A 20,638-nucleotide genomic window follows, 5' to 3' on the forward strand; every position below is an offset into this window, starting at 1 on the left:
ACAACCTTAAACAACTATTTTTTAGGTTCTAATGTAAGAATAGAGGGGATGCTAACTGGGTCAACTAATCGGAGCAATTGATAACCAATGCCTGACAACCCAAGAAACATACCAGGTAGTTCAATTTTATTTGAGACACCCGTTGAATATTTCCCATTCTCGTTTTTTTCCTTAATCACATTGCTTCCAATCGCTTGTGCGAAATTTATTAGTTTTTGGTCTTTAAACTTTAGACCAGCACTTAAGAATAATTCACTATTCCCGAGGTCTCCGTGACAAAGACAGTGACTTCGGCCCATCCCAACTTCTTCTACAGCAGAAATCGCTCGATCGATTTCTTCCTTTATCATAGGATCATGTATGGAGTTCATATATTGTAATCTACTTAATCCGATTCCTGTCGCTCCATGGCACCATGCTGCTGAGTGCTCCTGGACTTTCATGTCTCCTTCTCTCAAGTCTTCCCAATTGTTATGATTGTGATTATAAAGGGAGCGATCATAAGCTATTGCCTGCAGGGCTGTCTCTAGATATTCTTCTTGTTTGGTTGCCTCGTACAAACGCAATAAAGACCAAGCAATTCCACTTGTGCCATGGGATAAGCCACCCAAGCATGTGTTACTGTTTGTATCAGGCCATCCGTATCCATTGTTCATTTGAACTTTATGTTCTAGCAAATGTTGACCGTATTTCTGTGCTGCTTGTAACGCTTTTGTAGACCCGAATTGTTCATGCGCATTCAATAAGACTTGTATAATTCCAGCACTACCGCCTAGTAAATCAAAATGGGAGTTGTTTTTAATATGGTCTGATAGTAGATCAATGCGGTTATTTACAACATTCTCAACCCGATTGTTCTTCCCAAATAGAGAGAGATAGTGTGATAAAACATGGATATCTGCGGCCTTGCCAAAATACGCACTAAAGAAATCACTCGAATATGCAGGTGTATACAAAATTGATTCAAGAGATTTATCAGCAAGGTCTTTATACGCCTCTTTTTGTGTAATGTTACTCAGATAAGAGAGAAATAAGGTTATTCCACCGATGCCGTTATAAAGACTAGTATCTAATGGAGAGACATGCCATTGTCCATAATAGTTTGTCTCTAAGCTAATCCATGTTGCATCATTCTTTTCCCCATATATTGCTTGCTCTAGTAATAGATCGCCTATTTTTTCGGCTTCCTGAATAAAGAGCTCTCTATCAAAAGATTGTTCGGACATGATTTCTTCTTTGGTTTTTATTTGGTATTTATCTTCTTTTTTATTGCTAAGCAATGAAGCTTTGATCCACCCAATTTGTTCTTCGATAGTAAAAAGAGAAAGATTTTCAACTCTACCTATTACATTTCTGTAACTGGATTGTTCATAGAAGTTTGGAACTCGTTCACCAGTACTCGATACCAAATCTACACTATCTGTTGTGGTGAAAAAGACTGGAATATCATTATGCATAATATCTTTTATTTCTAAAGGAATGGTTCTTTGATCAAGGTTTGTAAACCATAATCGGTCTAATAACTTCTCACGATCTAACCAGTCTGTTAAATAATCAGGATGACTAGACTCCGAAATAAAGTCACCATAAAACTGGGTAGGGCGAATAATTACTCGAACAGTATCTTCCTTGAATGCAGAAAGAACGCCTTCTTCTTTGATTAACTCGGCCTTGTTCTTCATAACGATGTCACAGATTGCTTCAAATCCTGCTACAATTTGTTCAGTATAATCAGATGCTTCTACTACTTTGTCGTTAAGTTTCGGTACATTTTGATCCGACTCTTTTGATGTGATTGGCTTTCGAACAAAACGCATATTATCGGTACCATAATCTTCAACTTGAAGAATTGGGATTGGCATTTCTTTATCAGTCGAACTTACTCCACTTAAATCAATCCCTTTTCCATCTCCTCGTCTAAAAGATAAATGAGGCAATAGGGCGGTTCCTAGGACGGAGTTGTGAATTTTTTCTTTTGCAGCAAGGTCTGCACTAGGTTCAAAATTCATTTTTGAAATTGGATGAAACAATGTTTCTAAATCAATTAAGATTGGATATTCACCTTTTGCTATAAGGTTTTCGGAATGGAAATCTGTCCCTCGAACCAAGTATAAAACAGCTAATAAACCACCTAAGCGGTAGTAATAGTTCTCGATTTCTTTTTCTGTTTCGCACCCGACGTATTCAATTTTTTCTTCCCATGCATACTCTTCTCGACTGATGATGCTATAAGATTGTAATTTCGGTTCGAAACCTTTCTTATTAAACCAATCTAGTAACTTTCCAAAGTCATGGGAAAGAGATAATGATTTCGGCTTATAAAGAATCTCTAAATCATCGGTGAATTTAAACTTCATTACTGATTTCCCTTTTTGGTGAGAATCTCCTAACTCAGCTGTTATTTTTTCAAGAACATGCTCTCTTATATGTAATTTTTCACCTAAGAGTGACCAATCAGATAAAAACCGATCAAGGGCTTCAATCGTGTTTGTAATAAAATAGTCTGTCTTGGTCATAACTACTTTTGCTAATACGGGGTATTCACTATAGATAAACTCTAAATAATCTGGGTTTAATAACTTTTCTCTTATATAAAATTGCAAGCGATCTTCAGGGGTGTCTCCATGTAGTTCGTTCATTTTTTTACAAACATGCATTTCTAAAACAAACGTACGAGCGCCCACTTGTGTTAGTCCAGAAGCTAAATTGTACATTAGAGATGGCAAGAGTTTATCCCAATTAACGAGCTCTTCTAAGATTGGATGATCTTGATAATATTGCTCTAGTTTGAACCTTGCCCATAATAGGAATGGCCGATAAGCAAAACTTAAATTTAAATCCTCGGAATCTTTTACTAAATGATCTCGATTTAAAGTAAAAGCCTCATCAATTAATTTCATCCAATGTGGTTGCTGCTGTTCTATTACCTCAAAGTGTTCTGTCCAATTTGGATCTGCGGAGATATGTAGTATTTGGGCAAAGCTCTTTCTGTCTAAATTCACTTCACGCAGTTTAGCATCTAATGCATAATCTTTTAGTAATGCTTTATCTTTCCAATCATCAGTTAGGTGTTTGATTTCTTCGGCCGTTAAGCCGATATCCTCATTTTTTAGGATAATAGTTGCTCTCTCTTCTAATGAAAGGGCCTTTAACAGTCTTTTAGATAGAAGAGGTGGTTTGATATTTTGATCTACCGTCATAATAAATCTCCTTTATTGATTAAATAGGTGTATCATATGACTCGTCTTCGTAATAAAAAAATAAAACATCATAATGTAGGGTACATTATGATGTTTTATTATCAACAATTAAAAATTAGTTACCACTGCCACAACCGAATAATTTAGTCATGCCAACCCCGAAAAGAATACCACCGGTAAAAGGAACTACTGTAGGGGTAGCCTCAGGTTGAACATCCCCAGCACCACTTACTCTTTCTAACTCTTCTCTAGTAAGAGTATGCATTTTTTCACCCGCAGGTTGAGACTTATTTAATGATTGTAGAACTTCAGAACGATTCATATTCTTACCTCCTTTTAATGTTTAGCATTTCCAAACAGATAGACCTACACCTACAACTGCACCTGCAGCATATGCACACGAAACTGAACTTTGTACACCATAGTATGCAACTGCGAAACAAGGGAACGTTGTTGTTTCACCTTGTACATCCCCACTTCCAATAACCTTTTTTAACTCCTCATTTGAGATTTCCATCATAGATGGACCTGCTGGGCTGTTTCCATTCATAGATTGTAGAATTTCATTTCTAGACATGTGTTTCTCCTCCTCGAAATAATAGTTTTTGTATGAAGTACTTATGTACCAATACTTTTACAGGATATAATAGCCCGGAAAATAAAAACAAGTGAAAATTGTTAAAAAAGTCTTAATTATGCAAAAATGGTAAAAAAGTACCTTTATAGGACGAAAGTACCTTAATTGATAATATTTGTAAATAACGGTTGATTTTTATTTGATAGGCTTATAACCTGATAATTGATTGAAAAAGAACAAAGAAGGGACTTTCTATCATGAAAATTAATGTGCCATATATTGAACAGATGGAGCATAGCGAGTGTGGATTAGCTTGCGTCACGATGGTCTTAAATTACTATAAGCATCATGTTTCATTAAATGAATTGAGAGATGAATTTGGTCTGCCAAAAGGCGGAGGTTCTTTCTATCATTTATTGTTAATGGGTGAAAAGAAGGGTCTCGAAGGCAAAGGATATAATACTGATGCAGAATCGTTGAAACAATTACCCTTACCATTGATTCTACATTGGGAGAACAAGCATTTTGTCGTACTTGAAGGGATTAGGGGGAATACATTTTATGTGGTGAACCCAGCTTCTGGTAAAAGAGCCTATAAGATTGATGAATTTAAGCAGTATTTTTCGGGGAGGGTTCTTTCGCTGACGCCTTCACCAGCGTTCAATAAAAAGAATAAAAGTTCGAATTTTCCGTTTTTTATAGACATCATGAAAAAGCAAAAAAAGTTATTACTATACATCCTTCTTATTACAATGATTTTGCAGGCAATTGCCATATCGATTCCTCTCCTTACTAGATGGTTCACTGATCATGTTTTGTTGGTAGAAGAGCTCACGTCCCTAAAGACCATAGGGATTGTAATATCTGCTATTTTTATTCTCAATTTACTATTATCTGGTATAAGAGGGGTTGTAATCGCTAAAATCCAAACGAAGATGGATTCTGATATGATGTCTGTTTTTATTGACAAACTATTACATTTGCCTTACAAATTCTTCGAAAGTCGTTCCAGTGGAGACCTGATTTTTCGATCTAATTTAAATACATTTATTAGGCAAATACTTTCAACGAATACAGTCACTTTTTTAATTGACATGCTCCTTCTTGTTACCTACTCATCTATTATGTTCTATTACTCTGTACAAATGAGCATCATAGTCTTTACCGTTGGAGCTGCTTTGCTTATGATCCTTTTAATACACACAAGGATTTTAAAAAATTTATCTGACAAACAGGTAACAGAACAAGCTGAGGTTCAAGGGTATTTAGCTGAGAATATTTATGGAATATCCGATGTGAAAATGCTAGGTTTAGAGTCTTTAGTTTTTGAAAATTGGAAAACTAAGTTCCACAACCAGTTGCAGACGACTGAAAAAAGAAGTATCTGGACTTCTTCTATCCATGCGTTCTCGACTTCAGTACAATTTATTCTACCTCTTTTTGTTCTTTGGGTTGGAGCCCACTACCTCCTTCAAGGACAGTTTTCATTAGGTACCTTAATTGCATTTAGTACAATGTCAACCGCTTTTATTGCACCAATTATTTCGATTAGTTCGATGTACACAGATTTTATTAATTTAAGTTCATACATCCAGAGATTAATGGACGTAATTAAATCAAAACCAGAACAAGAAAATTATTTATCTGAAGGCGAAATAAGTGGAGAATTAACGGTGAAAAATCTATCATTCTCTTATGATTCGTTTAGCGGAAAAGTGTTAGATGATATTTCTTTTGATGTGAAAAAAGGTGAAAAAGTGGCGATTGTGGGCCAATCAGGCTCCGGGAAAAGTACATTGGCCAGAATTCTCCTAGGATTATATCAACCGACTGAAGGTCACGTTTATTATGACGGCATTGATTTGCAAAACTATAACCTCAAGATGTTCCGCAAGCAGATTGGAGCAGTTTTACAAGAATCTCGCTTATTCAATGATACGATATTTGAAAATATTATTATGAGCAATATTGAAAATGGAATGAATATTGAGGATGCCTTAAAAAAATCAGAAATGGTTGATGTTGTGAATCAACAACCACTAGGGATTTTCACTAAAGTATCTGAAGGCGGCGCAAACTTGTCAGGTGGCCAAAGACAAAGGTTAATTTTAGCAAGAGCATTGGTGAAGAAACCTAAAATGCTAGTTTTGGATGAAGCAACAAGTTCGCTAGATACTTTAACCGAGAAAAAAATAGATGACCATTTATCGAGCCTTTCTAATACGAGAATCATCATTGCACATAGACTTAGCACGATACAGAATGCTGATAAAATTATCGTATTAAGCGAAGGGAGGGTTGTTGAAGTAGGAGATCATTTTCAACTCCTAAATAAAAAAGGACTGTACTACCAGCTATATCATACTCAAGAAAGTAGTTTAGAAGAAGCATTATCATAATGGTTGGAGGAAGAATAATGAACTTGAAAAAACAAAATCTACTAATCACGGTTTTATTCGCTGCGTTTTTATGTTTGTGTGTTCCTGGCATTGCCTTTGGGGAAACGGATGAAAATCACGATACCTATACTTTTATTCTGAAAAATAATAACCAGTTGAACAATGTTGTCCGAACGATCAATAACCTGTATCCAGAGTTACAAGTAGAAACTATTTCAGAAGTAGGTATTGTGTCCATTCAGTTAGATAATGAAGAAGATCGAGACCAGATCATTCTTACCATTTCTAATAAAATTCGTAACTCTGTAGATGAAATGGGGGAAATGCCAGAGGCAGCTTTACCTGCTGAACCGATTGACCCTATATCTATTGATGCAATACCTAACTCATCAATTAATCTAGAACCATCAAACAAAAGCGCGATTCAAAAAAATGAAATTCAATTTCATGAGCTAGACTCCTCTTATTTCTCGCCTTTAAATTGGTATTTAGAAGATGTGACCAATCATTTTCAGACGAAAGACATCCAGAAGGGGGATAAATCTAGAATTGCACTGATTGATAGTGGAATTGACGTACACCACCCATTATTGTCACACAATATTGATTTAAAGAACGCTAAAAACTATATTGATGTAGAAAAAGGTGTGCAGGATGATTCGGGGCACGGAACTCAAGTCGCTGGTATTCTTACAACACTTGCTCCCGAGAGTTTAATTACTCCTTATAAAGTAATAGACGAAACAGGAGGAGATTCAATTTGGGTAATTCAAGCAATTATTGATGCGGCTAAAGACGGTAATGATGTTATTAATTTAAGCATCGGTACATACCTGTCGAAATCAGTTGATGAAGAGAAAGTCTTAGTAAAAGCATATGATCGAGCAATTAAATATGCAAAAAAAGAAGGAGCACTTGTTGTTGCTTCAGCTGGGAACAGTTCTTTGAATTTAGACGATTTAAAAGATAGCAGAGAGTTTCATTTGCCAGGCGGATCTCAACATGTTATTACTGTTTCAAGTAATACTAAACAAAATACACTTGCTACTTACTCAAACTTCGGAAAACAAATCGATTTCTCTGCCCCTGGTGGAGATTTAGGTCCAAATTTCGATTTAGCGGATATGATTATTACAACTTATCCAATTAATCAACCTAACACGATGTTAGATCAAATGATTGGACTTCCTCAAGGTTATACGCTAAGCATGGGAACAAGTTTAGCCACACCACAAGTGAGTGCAGGGGCATCTCTTATTATTTCAGAATATCGAACTCGTTACAGAAAAGATCTAAATATGAATAAAGTGAAGAAATATTTAAAAGATGGTAGTACCCCTCTAACGAATAAAAAGAAAGATATCTATTTCGGTCATGGGAAAATCAATATCTATCAATCTCTCCAAAAAATGAAGAAGTAATAATAAATAGGGTGATGAGAATCCAATTTGAACTTTTGAGTTCATTATGGATTCTTTTTATTTATCGGGTCTATCTTTTTTATGAACCTCTCTGGCATAAAAAAACTTCTTGCCTTCTTTTTTGATTACACTCTAATTCAATTTAAAAGAAAGTGTGTTTCTTCTATTAATAAAGAGGTTCTCTTGATTATTCACCTTTGGGATTTTTTTTTGTTCTCAGTAATTAGGTACTGCCATTAAGGTATACAAACCCTAATTTGGTGAAATTAAACAAAGGCGAACAGTTTGATAAAAAGTGCTAAACCATGGTATAAGTGTAAAAGAAGCAGAGACATTCTGCTTTTTTAATTTTGGGATAAAGTATTTGCTTAATCCCATTATGAGAGGATTTGAATACGGAGATGACTGAAAATTTTTGGCGTGAATTACCACGACCATTCTTTATACTAGCACCAATGGAAGATGTAACGGATGTTGTTTTTCGCCATGTTGTGAGCGAAGCGGCCAGACCGGATGTGTTTTTTACAGAGTTTACGAACAGTGATAGTTATTGTCACCCTGACGGCATTCAAAGTGTGCGTGGGCGTTTGACTTTTACTGAGGATGAACAACCCATTGTCGCACATATTTGGGGGGACAAGCCTGAAAACTTCCAACAAATGAGTATTGGGATGGCGAAACTAGGATTTCGCGGGATTGATATTAATATGGGCTGTCCTGTACCTAATGTGACACAGAACGGCAAGGGAAGTGGTCTTATCCTGCGCCCGGATGTTGCTGCGGAATTAATTCAAGCAGCAAAAGCGGGAGGATTGCCTGTAAGTGTAAAGACTAGACTAGGTTTCACGGAGGTAGATGAATGGCGGGATTGGTTAACACACATATTTGAACAAGACATTGCGAATCTTTCCATTCATCTGCGGACAAGGAGTGAAATGAGCAAAGTCGATGCTCACTGGGAGTTAATCCCAGAGATTAAGAAACTTCGTGATGAGGTGGCACCAGATACCCTTTTAACAATCAATGGAGATATTCCTGACCGTGAAACCGGTTTGAAGCTCGCCGAGCAATATGGTGTGGATGGTGTCATGATTGGGCGTGGTATTTTCGCTAATCCATTTGCTTTTGAAAAAGAGAAGACGGAGCACAGCAGTAAGGAATTGCTTGATCTCTTAAGACTGCACTTGGATCTCCATGATCAATATGAGCTACGTTCGTACAAGGCACTCCATCGCTTTTTTAAGATTTATGTAAAAGGATTTCGAGGAGCAAGTGAATTAAGAAACCAATTAATGAACACAGAGTCATCTGATGAAGCCCGGGCCTTGCTCGATCACTTTATGTCAAAGAATATTGATTGAGTTTATTCATATTATATTTCATACTTCTGAATAGTTGAAAAAAGTATTTTCATTTGCCAAGATTTGTATTACAATGAATGAGACAAATTCATAATTCGTTTCGCACTAGGGGAGCTGTAAGGCTGAGAAGTAGGTGAGATTCCTACTGACCCTCATGACCAGAACTAGGTAATGCTAGCGTTGGGAAGTGTAAGTGACTTCATTGTTTTTCTATATACTCTTTATATGACATTCACTGCATCTCCCTATTTGGAGATGCAGTTTTTTGTTTTTTTGGAGTGTACATACATAACCCTAACTAAGAGGCGAAACGGAAGAAAAACAAACTTAGGAGGAAAGTAGAATGCAAGGTTTAAGTTGTGGAACAAGTAGAATCGTAGGGTGTCGTTTTTCCATCTATCCGATGGCAGACAATTTTGTTGAAGTGATACTGGGTGCCTTAAAAGAGGTTGATACAAGTAAGGTTTGGATGGAAACAGATGATGTCACAACCTGTATCAGAGGACGGAGTGAGCATGTTTTTGATGTCACCAAAGCTATTTTTATTCACGCTGCTAAAACGGGTGTGCATGTTGTTTTCAATGGAACCTTTTCTGTTGGCTGTCCTGGAGATAGTGAAGGGGACAGCTATATGTCAGAGAATGATGAACGATTAAATGAAGAAGCATCCAGGAATGAACAAGTAGAGGTAGCTACACAATTTGCACTCTATCCAATGAACAATCCAGATTATATGCAGATTATTGCTGATCAGGTAGCGGTGGCAAAGGATCACGGTACGTTCACCAAGGGCATTCATTATGCGTCTCGTCTTGATGGGGATGCCAATGATGTGTTTAAAACGCTTGAGCAAGCCTTTGTAAATGCATCTAAAACACATGAACGAAGCCATGTGACAATGACGGCAGCCATTTCAGCGAATAGCCCTTCAAAGAAGCATAAATAAAGGGAACATCGATGATTGGGGAGGTCTTTCCTCCCCAATCATCGATGAGGATTTTAAAAATACGTTTAAGGAGTTCGTTAAAATGACAACGAAATGGAATTTACGTGAAATTGTGCTTATGTCGATATTAGGTGTTGTATTTGCCGTTATATACTTATTCTTTTTCACCGTGGGAACAGGGCTTACCAATATCTTAACACCTTTTGGACTAGGGCAATTTGGATATGAAGTGATCTTTGGAATTTGGTTTATTGTTTCGATTATTACGGCCTATATAATTCGTAAGCCTGGAGCCGCCCTCATCTCTGAAACGATTGCTGGGGGGATTCAAGTGTTATTAGGGTCACCGGCAGGTCCGATGTTAATTGTTTCTGCTTTTATACAAGGTCTAGGGGCTGAGGCGGCTTTTGCTGCAACAAAGTATCGAAATTATTCAAAAGGTGTGCTTGTTGCTGCGGGCATTGGGGCAGCGGTATTTAGCTTTATCTGGGGCTTGTATCATTCTGGCTATATTGCTTTATCTATCCCATTGCTTAGTTCGATGCTCGTTGTTCGTGTGATTAGTGGGGCCTTGATTGCTGGCTTATTAGGAAAGTGGATCAGTGAAAAGTTAGCAGACACTGGTGTGTTGAGAAGTTATGCGCTGGGAAAGGAGTGGCAGACAAAACGTGAGCATAAAGCATCATAAGCCACTCCTCTCAGTAGAAAATTTCTCGTTTGGCTATGACACCGATAAGGAGCCTATTTTAAAGAATCTATCCTTTACGATTCATCAACAAGAAACTATTCTTTTTATCGGCCCTAGCGGTTCTGGGAAAAGTTCCTTTTCTCTTTGTTTAAATGGCCTTTACCCTGAAGGAGTTGAAGGGTATGCAAAAGGAGAAATTCTTTATAACGAGACGCCTTTGAGTACTGTTCAAAAGGGAGAAATCAATAAGGAAATTGGGGTTGTTTTTCAAGATCCTGAGAGCCAATTTTGTATGGTGACCGTCGAAAATGAGTTAGCGTTTACGTTAGAAAATATCAAAACCCCTCGAGAAGAGATGGCTGGGAAAATTGATGATATTCTCAGTTCTGTTGGTCTCATACAAGAAAAACATCGTCCCATCCATGAATTATCAGGGGGGAATAAGCAAAAGGTAGCCCTTGCGTCAGTTCTGCTTTTAAATCCCAGATTATTAATCTTGGATGAACCGACAGCGAACCTAGATCCAGCTTCCCGGTTTGAGTTTATTCAATTAATCTCTCGGTTAAAACAAGAGCGGAATTTTGCATTGTTCATTATTGAACATCAGTTAGATGATTGGCTCCCGATGGTAGACCAGGTAATCGCAATCAATCGGCATGGAGCCATTTTAGTGGAAGGAACACCTGAGGATGTATTTTATACCGAAGCCGAAAAGTTAAAAGAAGAGGGGATTCATCTTCCTAGAATCGTTGAAACCGTTCTTGAATCTCATGAAGGCAAGGTCGGTGAAACGAATCGTCCCTTAACTGAAGAAAACTTAGCTTCATGGATAAATGACACCGCTCAGATGATGAACCCTATTCATAGGGGAAATCAAGCATCACCTCCAGGTGTACCTGGGAGGAGTGAGGTTTTATCCATAAAGAATGTTACGTTTTCGAGAGGGAAGAAGTCGATTCTGAAAGGAATGCAACTTTCATTACATTCAGGGGAACTTATTGCCATTGTCGGAAAAAATGGTGCAGGGAAGTCGACGTTATTGCAGGTTATGTCAGGGATTTTGACGCCAAAGACAGGAAGTCGTTTCCTTTTAAATAAAAAATACGAAGCATGGTCAGAGCCTGAAATGAGAAAAGTGATGGGGTATGTGTTTCAAAACCCGGAACATCAATTTATTACAGATACTGTTTACGATGAAATGGCATTCGGGATGAAATTAAATCGTGTAATTCAGGACAAAATCGAGCAAAACGTAAACCAACTGCTGAACCGTTTTCATCTTATATCACATAAATGGAGCAATCCTTTTGCCTTAAGTGGTGGACAAAAACGGCGTCTAAGTGTAGCGACGATGTTGGATGATACACCAAGTGTGTTATTGTTCGACGAACCGACGTTTGGCCAAGATGCACAAACAAGGGAAGAATTAATGCAGATGATTCAAACGTTACAAGAACAAGGGACAGCGATTGTTTTTGTGACTCACGACATGGACCTGGTCGATAGGTATTGTGAAAAAGTATATGTCGTGAACGGAGGGAAAGTATGCTTTAACGGTCAGCCTGATGAACTATGGAAGAGAACGGAAATACTTCATGAAGCGAACCTTAGATCTCCTTTCCGAATAAGAATCCAACAGTTGCTTGAAAACCTTCACTTGAACGATAAAAAACAAGGAGATGTGCGGGCGCATGCTAACATCCATTAATCCAACTATGAAGGCTTTTGCTGTCCTGATTCCAGCATTGCTCCTGGCGTTCACGTTCGATCCGCTGACACCTTTTATCTATTTAGTATTCACAGTTGCCGTGACTTTTCTCTTTGGCGAGGTGGCTTTCAAGCGCTGGATCGTGATTTTTTCGCCATTTCTTTTATTAGCGATAAGCTTTGCTTGGATGACGATGCTCCATCCAAGCGGTGCTTTTTCGGGTGGAGGTGTGTTATTCTCCATTTGGTCATTTAAAGTCACGTCCGAAAGCTTTTGGGCGGGGATATCACTCGGGTTACGTTCCCTTTCTTTCGCGGCGTTATCTTTACTGTTTATCCTAACCACTGATTCCACGAAGTTTATGTTAAGTTTGATGCAGCAATGTAAGTTGCCACCAAAATTAACATTCGGGATTTTAGCAGGTTATCGATTTCTCCCGACTTTTCGTTATGAGCTTCAAGTGTTAAGGCAAGCCCATCGCATTCGTGGGGTAGGAAGAGCAAGGGGAGTGAAAGAGCGTTTGCATCAGTTTCGACGCTATGCTATTCCACTTTTAGCAAATGCGATTCGGAAAGCAGAGCGAGTAGCTCTTGCCATGGAATCAAAAGGATTTACTGGAGAAACCGACCGAACACATTATCATGAAATGACCATCCATAAACGTGATTGGGTTTTTGTAAGTGTCTTTTTGATCATGTTTTTTGTATGCGTGTTTTTGTCCTATCAGCTTGGTTCTTTAAATATCTTTGGGAAAACGTTTTAAAGTTTACACCAGGGGCTAAAAGTTCTGCGCATACACTCTGGATATAGGGAGTTCTATATACGATTTTATTTTTATAAAGGCAACTACCCTTTGGATAGTTGCCTCTTTATGTTTCAATTAACAGGTTCTTTCTGGGGGAGGAGAGTATTATTGCTCTCGGAAGTTACTCGAAAAAAAGGGGGTGGAAAAAACTTCTAAATAAAAATGTTAAAGGACTCACAAATGTTGTCATATAATGTTTATGTGAGTACTAGTTCACTAGGTACAAACTTGCAAGAATTGAAAACACTCACAAAATTATATTAGTAATATTTTATAAGGAATGAAATTTTTAATTAGTATACAGATCTAAAAGTCATAAGAAAGTTTTTTTACGGATCCTAGCTTATTTATTTTATATTCAAATCATCAATTATTTGCTGATAGATATGATTCAGGGAAACCCTCAAGGAAAGGCGAATTGAGGTGGTTTACACAGGGAAAACGCTATTTTTTAACGAAGTTTTGTTGGTAAATTATGGTGTTATTTTTTGAATTTTCATTGTTCTGAAGCTATACGATAGTACTTCTCACTTTTCACCAGCTTTTAAATAATTTATAATTATCATATAATAGTAGATATTTGAATAATTGAGACAGAAAATGTGTAGTGGAAAATTGGCCTTCAGGTCTATGCTGCATTTTTTTCTGCAAATTCTAGCGATAGGGTTGGTAAAAAATGAGCAACTTACAGAAAAAAACAGACGTTATCTTAATTGGCGCTGGTATCATGAGCGCAACTTTAGGATCCTTACTGAAAGAGCTAGCACCAGAATGGGACATTAAAGTGTTTGAGAAGCTCTCAAAACCTGGAGAGGAAAGCTCTAACGAATGGAATAACGCGGGAACGGGTCATGCGGCACTTTGCGAGTTAAACTATACTTCCGAAAAGGAAGACGGATCCATTGATATTAGCAAAGCGATTTCGATTAACGAACAGTTTCAGGTATCGAGACAGTTTTGGTCATACCTTGTAAACAGCAATCTCATTCGTAATCCAGAGAATTTTATCAGACCAATCCCTCATATGAGTCTAGTTCACGGTGAGGATAATGTTGCCTTTCTTAAGAAACGTTTTAAAGCGCTATCAAGTATTCCTTTGTTCCAAGGAATGGAATACTCAGATTCTCCAGAAAAACTGAAGAAATGGGTACCGCTTATCATGGAAGGGCGTACTTCGAATGAACCGATAGCGGCAACAAAAATTGACTCAGGAACTGATGTCAATTTCGGGGCGTTAACGCGCATGTTGTTTGATCACTTAAAGAGTAATGATGTAGAGATTCATTATAATCAAAGTGTCGAGGATATTAAACGTTCAAGTGACGGGTGCTGGGATGTGAAGGTCATTAATCTCGTGACCGGTCAAGTCGAACATCATAGGTCTAAGTTCGTTTTTATTGGCGGAGGAGGTGGAAGTTTACCTTTACTTCAAAAAACGGGTATTCCTGAATCAAAACATATCGGTGGATTCCCTGTTAGCGGACTCTTTATGGTATGTAACAATCCAGAAGTTGTTGCACAGCATCATGCAAAAGTGTATGGAAAAGCAAAAGTCGGTGCTCCGCCAATGTCTGTTCCGCATCTTGATACAAGATATATCGACAATAAAAAATCGTTACTATTTGGACCATTTGCAGGCTTTTCACCAAAGTTCTTAAAAACTGGTTCGAATCTAGATTTAATTGGTTCTGTTAAACCGAATAATGTTTTAACGATGCTTGCGGCTGGCGCAAAAGAGATGTCGTTAACCAAATATTTGATTCAGCAAGTCATGTTAACGAAAGAACAACGTTTGGAAGAACTACGTGAATTTATCCCGAACGCTAAAGCTGAAGATTGGGATTTAGTTGTTGCAGGCCAACGTGTTCAAGTTATTAAAGATACCGCAGCCGGAAAAGGAACACTTCAATTTGGTACCGAAGTCATTACTTCTGCCGATGGCTCTGTCGCAGCACTGTTAGGTGCATCTCCTGGTGCTTCTACTGCTGTTAACGTAATGCTTGAGATTATTAACAAAAGCTTTAAAGAACAAATGCTCGTGTGGGAACCGAAAATAAAAGAAATGATTCCTTCTTATGGTGTATCATTAATGGAAAACCCCGACCTTCTGCACAAAGTCCATACGTCGACTGCTAGAACGCTTGGTTTAAGCGAGAGAGAGCCGGTATTTAGTTGAAAAGGGCGGGGGCTTAACATTACATTTTAAAATAATTCCTTCTTGGATGAACCTTTTGGTCCGCTTTATGGATTAAAGGTTCTTTTTTATATGGGGAAGAGTGAATATAGTGGTGAAAACTCCATTGAGGTTAAATGGAGAGGGTCAATAATGAGGAAGAAAGGTAAACACGGGAATGTTGAATGTGTTTACCTTTTGTGCAATGTGGAAAAAGTGAGATCCTCGATTCTTATGTTAAAGGTTGTGCCGTTCTTACTAATTGATTAACTCTATGTTTGAAGATTTTAAGTAAGAATTCTATCTTAATCATCAAGGCAATAACCATTTTAACTAAGTTTGAAAGTGACCTCAAAAGAAATCCCCCCCACATTGAAAGTTGTAATCGGTATAACCGACACTAGGCTTACTTTCTGCTAATGTAGATCCTTTTATTCATTTCCCTTTATTGATAATCTTTGATCGGTCTTCCATCTGGGGGGGTTCCTCAAACCATCCGTTTTTAATCTTAAGGTTTATCCCCTCTTGGGCATAAAAATAAACATCTTTTGCAATTAGGAGTGTTTTCATTGCTAAATCATTTCGTAAACTAAAAAATCCACCTGTACCAGAACCAATAAGACCGAATCCATTGAGGATATAAATGCAATGCATCATTAACTTATCAGAAAAAGGGGGTATGGTAGAAGTCGTTACTGTTGCACCAGAGGCTGCAGATAGTTGAACATCACCTTCTAGAAGAAGTGACTCCATTACTTTAATCTGCTTCTTAGCGATGTCTATTCCTCTTGAAAAATATTGTTTTGCCTCTTTGTTTTGGGCACATTGAGCAAATCCTGTTATCAGTTGCATACCAATGTTATTCACTTCTAGGTTGTGATGAATAATCCCAACTTCAAGAAGATTTAACGGCCTCTTGTCCCCAAGAAGTTTAAAACCATCTTTATAATCCTTGCTTTTTATAATTTCGTTTTTTTTAGGCATGGTTACTTTTGGAGGAAGTGAAAGAATCCCTTTTTCAATTAAATAAGAAGTTGCAAGTTTATAAATTTTTTGCGTCACGGTGGTTAGCCCCTCATAAATTGACGCTACTTTTTTATCGTACGTCATGTTCAAACCAAGGGTATAAAGTCCCATGCTTACTTCTTTTAGGACACGTACAAACATGATATCAAAGCCATTATCGTATAATTTAGGCGCTTCCAAATTAACATCATCCGATGTAAATCCAACAGGTTTGACTATGCCTTGTTCTGAAAACAGCTCTTCCATCTCTTTTACATAAAAATTAAGCTCTTGCCATAATCCACCCAAGATATTTCTTGCCTGCGGATCATCCGCTTTTTCAATAAAGTACTCCAAAAATCTCATAATCAACGTTTTTTCTTGATAGGTCTGCCAGAGTGAAGCTACTTCAGATACACTGATAGGGTTGGTTTTGACCATTTATTTTACCTCCAATCTTCATATAGATAGCTCTCCCTTTTTATGTACATCGTTATTAGAATACCCAATTAAGGGGATGCGATTCTGCCGACTAGGCCAAAAGCACTAAAGGAGTATCGTGTTTCTAAAAGCAAAATAAATGACCAAATGTTAGAGTAACAGGTTCGGTTATTGGGGAGAAAACAGTAAATAACAGACTAATCGGGGTCGCAATTCACATAAGAATTGATGTCCCTTTTTTTATTGTTATATCATTGTTTTTATGGTTTTAGTGTACTAATTAGCATATCAATTCGTACATCGATTAGGATACCGCATAAATTTATGCGGTGTGGTTGAAAGCTGTGCTAAAACTATTGCGAATGAGGTGATTGGAAAAATCTATGCTAAAATAAATATTAAAGGGGAGATTTATTTGGAAATACGAAAATACAAATTTTCTGCAACCGTTATATTTGCCTCATTTCTATTAATGTTAGTTGGGTGTGCCGATAACACAGAAACGAAAGCAAAAGATGAAAATTTACAGACTATGGAGTATGTTCTGGAAAACGCCCTTACGGGACCAAATGAAGAATTAGAACTATTAATAGAAAACGAGGGACTGGAATCTTTAGTGAAATATGAAGAAGATCTTTATAAAGATTATTTCGCAAATGATACATCCTATCTCGATTTTGTAAATAGTTACGGTTCTACATTAATGATTGAACCGATGAGAAACGGTTACAAACTAAAAGTAAGAAATATTGATTTCGAAAAAACTGATTCGGAAGAGATGATTTATAATTTCTCAGTGGAGTTACAATATCAAAAAGAAGGCAGCGAAAAATCAGAAGTTGAAATAGTAACTGGTCAGGCAAACTTAAATGAAGAACATAAAATAGAAGATATGTTAATTCGTATTGGTGATTTTTTAGGTTCCTTGGGGAATTAAAATGATGTAATTATCAAATTGTTCTTATTTATCTCTAGTCCAATTAGGTTAATAAAATATTACAAAAAACGCTCAGAATATCTGAGCGTTTTTGCTTGCCATCTATATTGCCGATTAATTGTTGAAATATATGTTGATTAGGTTGTTGTTTACAATGTTATTAGCACTTTTCTCCCCATCAACCGAACCCTTTAATGTTAGAGTTTGGTCTTTTACTTGTTATGTGGACAATTAGCCGCGATAGTCAGATATTTATATCCTTCAACTCTCAAATTTGGTTACCAGATCCTTTCGACGGTAGACGCTCAATGCTACCCCGATGATAAAGGAGTTCAAGACTGCAGGTGTAAGTCCATGACTGATAAATGGGAGTGAGATGGAGATGAACGGAAGTAAACCGAAGCTCATCCCTATATTGTAGATAAACTGTATGCTAAACAGGGCGATTGCCCCAAACACAAGTTGTTTTCCGAAAGGGTCTTTAATTTTACTAGTCATGAAAAACAAACGGGAGACTAAAAGCACAAGTACGAGGACAAGTCCGCTTGCAACCAACCACCCATAATAATAGGTGACAGTAGCAAAAGCAAAGTCGGTCGATAGTTCAGGTACAAATTGGGGAGTCTTTTCGTTTCCGAACCAGCCACCACCAGTCATGAGTTCATTTATTTTAATGTACATATACCCAGAGCCAGTCGGATCAGCCTCTGGGTTCAGAAAACCAAATATTCTTTCCTTCTGATAAGGTTTGCTAACAAACCAAAAAAGAGTTGAGAACATTACTGATATGCCTGCGACAATATAGGTTGTAATATAGATGGTTTTCCGGCTGAACGCACTCCCCCAATATAATGCAAGCATTAAAAAACTGTAAATCATCGCTACAGGAAGAGCGGTAAGGCTCACGAACAGAAAGGTTGTAATCAAATAGATTGTGATGATTACCCAAGGTTTTGGCTTCTGTTTGGAAAAATAGGATGCCCAGAATATAAAAAGGAAGGGCAGGGCGGTAATGCTGCTGATGTTTAATCCCAGAATCCGAATATAAGGCGTACCATTGACCATTATATTCGGGATCAACAGAATGGCTAAGAGCATCACCAATCCTATAGCTAAAAATAGCCAGTCCCATTTCTTTAGCTTGCGGTAATCAAAGTACATCATCACTAGGGCTGTAACGGTCCCTGCTACTATAAAGGTGGTTTGATTTGCGATAAGACTATATGAATAAGTCTCTCCTTTTACACTTAAAATAGGAAGGAGACCCATTCCGAGAGAGAAGATAAAAAGTCCGAGTAGCATCCAGTCTATTCTTGGGCGGTGGAGTTTGTTAAACTGCTGACCGAGTTCTGATGGACTGCCCATTTGCAAAACGGCCTTTTCCTCGGCCGCTTCCTCACTCAACCCTGCTGCGACCAGTTCTGATTTTGTTTTTCGCAGATGATAGGCAAGCTCTTTTTGAACAAAATTCCTTGCTTCCTTTGATTTAATCTGTTGCAAGACTTCATCCATAAAATATTCTTTCAGATTCTTCATCGGATCTCACCTTTCCAAGATTTCCTTGAATATGGATATTGTGCTCTTGCTCTTTTTTTCAGCAAGAGAGAGGAGTTTGTTTCCTTTGTTGGTTACTCGGTAATACTTCTCGTCATCTTTTTTCCAGTTTGTCTCTACATAGCCTTTTTGTTCAAGACGATGCAAAAACATATATAACTGTCCCTCGTTGTTCTCGTAATTTTGGATGCCTCTTGCTCGAATCATTTTGTTAAGCTCAAATCCTGTTTTTTCCTGGCTTAGCAAATGGAGGACAGCGATGATGATTTCTTCCTCTGACTTTACACTCATCACCGAAATTTTGTTTCTAATCTGATCTTTATGTTCCTCTGTAAAAGTCAGGTCGCGAAACACAGATTTTTTTATCGACTTTTTTAAATTTCTTAGACGGTCATCTATCATTTATTCCTCCAACCTTTCTTTCAGCAATTCTTTGGCCCGCTTCAACCTAGTTTTCACCGTATTTTGATTAAGATTGATCATGTAAGAAATCTCTTTAATAGGATGCTCTTCAAAAAAGTAGAGATAAATCACTTCTCGGTATATATCTGGCAAATCCATGACAGCGGAAGCAAGTTGTTCATCCTCTTCTTGTTGAATTACTTTATTCTCTACATCCTCTCTTAGGCTAGCTGCGCTCCGTGCCTGTTCATCGGCAACCTTCATATTCCGATAGTGCCAGCTTCTTAAATAATCCTTACAATGATTCACTGCAATTCGCCACAACCAAGTTTTTAACTTTGCTTTACGGTTAAATTGATGAAGACTTTTATAACATTTAATAAAAATCTCCTGAGTTAAATCTTCAGCAATTTCCTTGTTTTTTACATAGGAATAAACTAGCTGCAATGTATCCTGACCATGAAGGTCCATCATTCTATTGATCACAGCTTTTCGGTCTTCTAGTAATAATTCTTCAGTTAAGCTTTCTTCCACGTTTTCCTGCTCCCTTCCAACCATTAGACGAACACCCTTGGGTTTGGGTTTGCTTTTAGGAAAGATATTTTTTATTATAGCGAGCTAGTGGGAAAGTGGGTCAGGTTTTGTCTCATACAACCTGCGAAAACCTTTTATAGGTGAGATGTAAAATATTTCTATTGATTCTGTGATAGAAAGGATGGTATTCTAATTTAGCTGCTTCAGACAGCAACGAAAAAACTCATTAAAATACTTTTTTAATAAAGTATTGACGAGTTGATTTTTATGCTATATATTAAGTATCTGTTGTTGGATACAGCAACGAGCCAGTAAATTAATTTTTATAAAATAATATTTTAGTTGATTTATTGAAATGGTTATGATATATTAATAAATGTCGCTTCTAAGCGGTATGAAATGATTGTTCTTTGAAAACTAAACAAACAAGCGTCAACAAACAATATTTATCATGGCTTCTATAATAGAAGAACATGAGCCAACGTTT

16 protein-coding genes and 1 riboswitch are annotated in these 20,638 nt (G+C 37.4%); of the genes, 9 read left to right on the plus strand and 7 right to left on the minus strand.

What is annotated here, in order from left to right; translation table 11 throughout:
- Positions 1-14 precede the first annotated feature (14 nt).
- The 3 genes from H0185_RS13715 to H0185_RS13725 all read right to left on the minus strand — a co-directional run bounded on the left by H0185_RS13715 (position 15) and on the right by H0185_RS13725 (position 3,777).
- Positions 15-3,200: a type 2 lanthipeptide synthetase LanM family protein gene (locus H0185_RS13715; protein ID WP_221874069.1), complete on the minus strand. Its 3,186-nt coding sequence runs from the start codon at positions 3,198-3,200 to the stop codon at positions 15-17.
- Between the two features lie 115 nt (positions 3,201-3,315).
- Complete coding sequence (locus H0185_RS13720) at positions 3,316-3,522, minus strand: mersacidin family lantibiotic (RefSeq protein WP_221874070.1); 207 nt, start codon at positions 3,520-3,522, stop codon at positions 3,316-3,318.
- 21 nt (positions 3,523-3,543) lie between these two features.
- The gene (locus tag H0185_RS13725; protein ID WP_221874071.1) at positions 3,544-3,777 is read right to left on the minus strand and encodes a mersacidin family lantibiotic; all 234 of its coding nucleotides are present in this window, start codon (positions 3,775-3,777) and stop codon (positions 3,544-3,546) included.
- Between the two features lie 257 nt (positions 3,778-4,034).
- Between H0185_RS13725 and H0185_RS13730 the strand changes: the two genes are divergently transcribed.
- From H0185_RS13730 to H0185_RS13765, 8 genes are all read left to right on the plus strand, one after another.
- Positions 4,035-6,176 carry a peptidase domain-containing ABC transporter gene (locus tag H0185_RS13730; RefSeq protein WP_221874072.1) on the plus strand — a complete coding sequence of 714 codons (2,142 nt, stop codon included), beginning with the start codon at positions 4,035-4,037 and terminating at the stop codon, positions 6,174-6,176.
- Positions 6,177-6,193: 17 nt separating this feature from the next.
- Entirely contained in the window at positions 6,194-7,597 is a 1,404-nt protein-coding gene (locus H0185_RS13735; RefSeq protein ID WP_221874073.1) for a S8 family serine peptidase, read from the plus strand.
- Between the two features lie 401 nt (positions 7,598-7,998).
- Entirely contained in the window at positions 7,999-8,958 is a 960-nt protein-coding gene (locus H0185_RS13740; protein ID WP_221874074.1) for a tRNA dihydrouridine synthase, read from the plus strand.
- Between the two features lie 97 nt (positions 8,959-9,055).
- Positions 9,056-9,161, plus strand: a riboswitch (TPP riboswitch).
- A gap of 140 nt (positions 9,162-9,301) precedes the next feature.
- Complete coding sequence (locus H0185_RS13745; RefSeq protein WP_221874075.1) at positions 9,302-9,904, plus strand: Ykof family thiamine-binding protein; 603 nt, start codon at positions 9,302-9,304, stop codon at positions 9,902-9,904.
- A gap of 82 nt (positions 9,905-9,986) precedes the next feature.
- A complete protein-coding gene (locus tag H0185_RS13750) occupies positions 9,987-10,592 on the plus strand; it encodes an ECF transporter S component (protein ID WP_221874076.1) in 606 nt (201 codons plus the stop codon).
- A complete protein-coding gene (locus H0185_RS13755) occupies positions 10,573-12,300 on the plus strand; it encodes an ABC transporter ATP-binding protein (RefSeq protein ID WP_221874077.1) in 1,728 nt (575 codons plus the stop codon). Before H0185_RS13750 ends, H0185_RS13755 begins: the two co-directional genes overlap by 20 nt.
- Positions 12,284-13,063: an energy-coupling factor transporter transmembrane component T family protein gene (locus H0185_RS13760; RefSeq protein WP_221874078.1), complete on the plus strand. Its 780-nt coding sequence runs from the start codon at positions 12,284-12,286 to the stop codon at positions 13,061-13,063. The genes H0185_RS13755 and H0185_RS13760 overlap by 17 nt, the downstream gene beginning before the upstream one ends.
- Positions 13,064-13,781: 718 nt before the next feature.
- Complete coding sequence (locus H0185_RS13765) at positions 13,782-15,281, plus strand: malate:quinone oxidoreductase (RefSeq protein WP_221874079.1); 1,500 nt, start codon at positions 13,782-13,784, stop codon at positions 15,279-15,281.
- A 432-nt stretch (positions 15,282-15,713) separates the two neighbouring features.
- Here the strand turns inward: H0185_RS13765 and H0185_RS13770 are convergent, their stop codons facing one another.
- Positions 15,714-16,724 (minus strand): DUF3231 family protein, encoded by a 1,011-nt coding sequence (locus H0185_RS13770; RefSeq protein ID WP_221874080.1) that lies wholly within the window; start codon positions 16,722-16,724, stop codon positions 15,714-15,716.
- A gap of 415 nt (positions 16,725-17,139) precedes the next feature.
- On the opposite strand from H0185_RS13770, the gene H0185_RS13775 reads away from it, so the two are divergent.
- Positions 17,140-17,661, plus strand: a complete 522-nt coding sequence (locus tag H0185_RS13775) for a hypothetical protein (protein ID WP_221874081.1) — start codon at positions 17,140-17,142, stop codon at positions 17,659-17,661.
- 261 nt (positions 17,662-17,922) lie between these two features.
- Here the strand turns inward: H0185_RS13775 and H0185_RS13780 are convergent, their stop codons facing one another.
- The 3 genes from H0185_RS13780 to H0185_RS13790 are packed head-to-tail and all read right to left on the minus strand — an operon-like array spanning position 17,923 to position 20,151.
- Positions 17,923-19,197: an FtsW/RodA/SpoVE family cell cycle protein gene (locus tag H0185_RS13780; RefSeq protein ID WP_221874082.1), complete on the minus strand. Its 1,275-nt coding sequence runs from the start codon at positions 19,195-19,197 to the stop codon at positions 17,923-17,925.
- Positions 19,198-19,203: 6 nt separating this feature from the next.
- Entirely contained in the window at positions 19,204-19,617 is a 414-nt protein-coding gene (locus H0185_RS13785; protein ID WP_246629189.1) for a PadR family transcriptional regulator, read from the minus strand.
- Complete coding sequence (locus H0185_RS13790; protein WP_425515828.1) at positions 19,618-20,151, minus strand: sigma-70 family RNA polymerase sigma factor; 534 nt, start codon at positions 20,149-20,151, stop codon at positions 19,618-19,620. It abuts the gene before it with no gap.
- Positions 20,152-20,638 lie beyond the last annotated feature (487 nt).

Origin of the sequence: Mesobacillus maritimus, assembly GCF_019749255.1 — a bacterium.
Lineage (GTDB): Bacteria > Bacillota > Bacilli > Bacillales > Cytobacillaceae > Mesobacillus_B > Mesobacillus_B maritimus_A.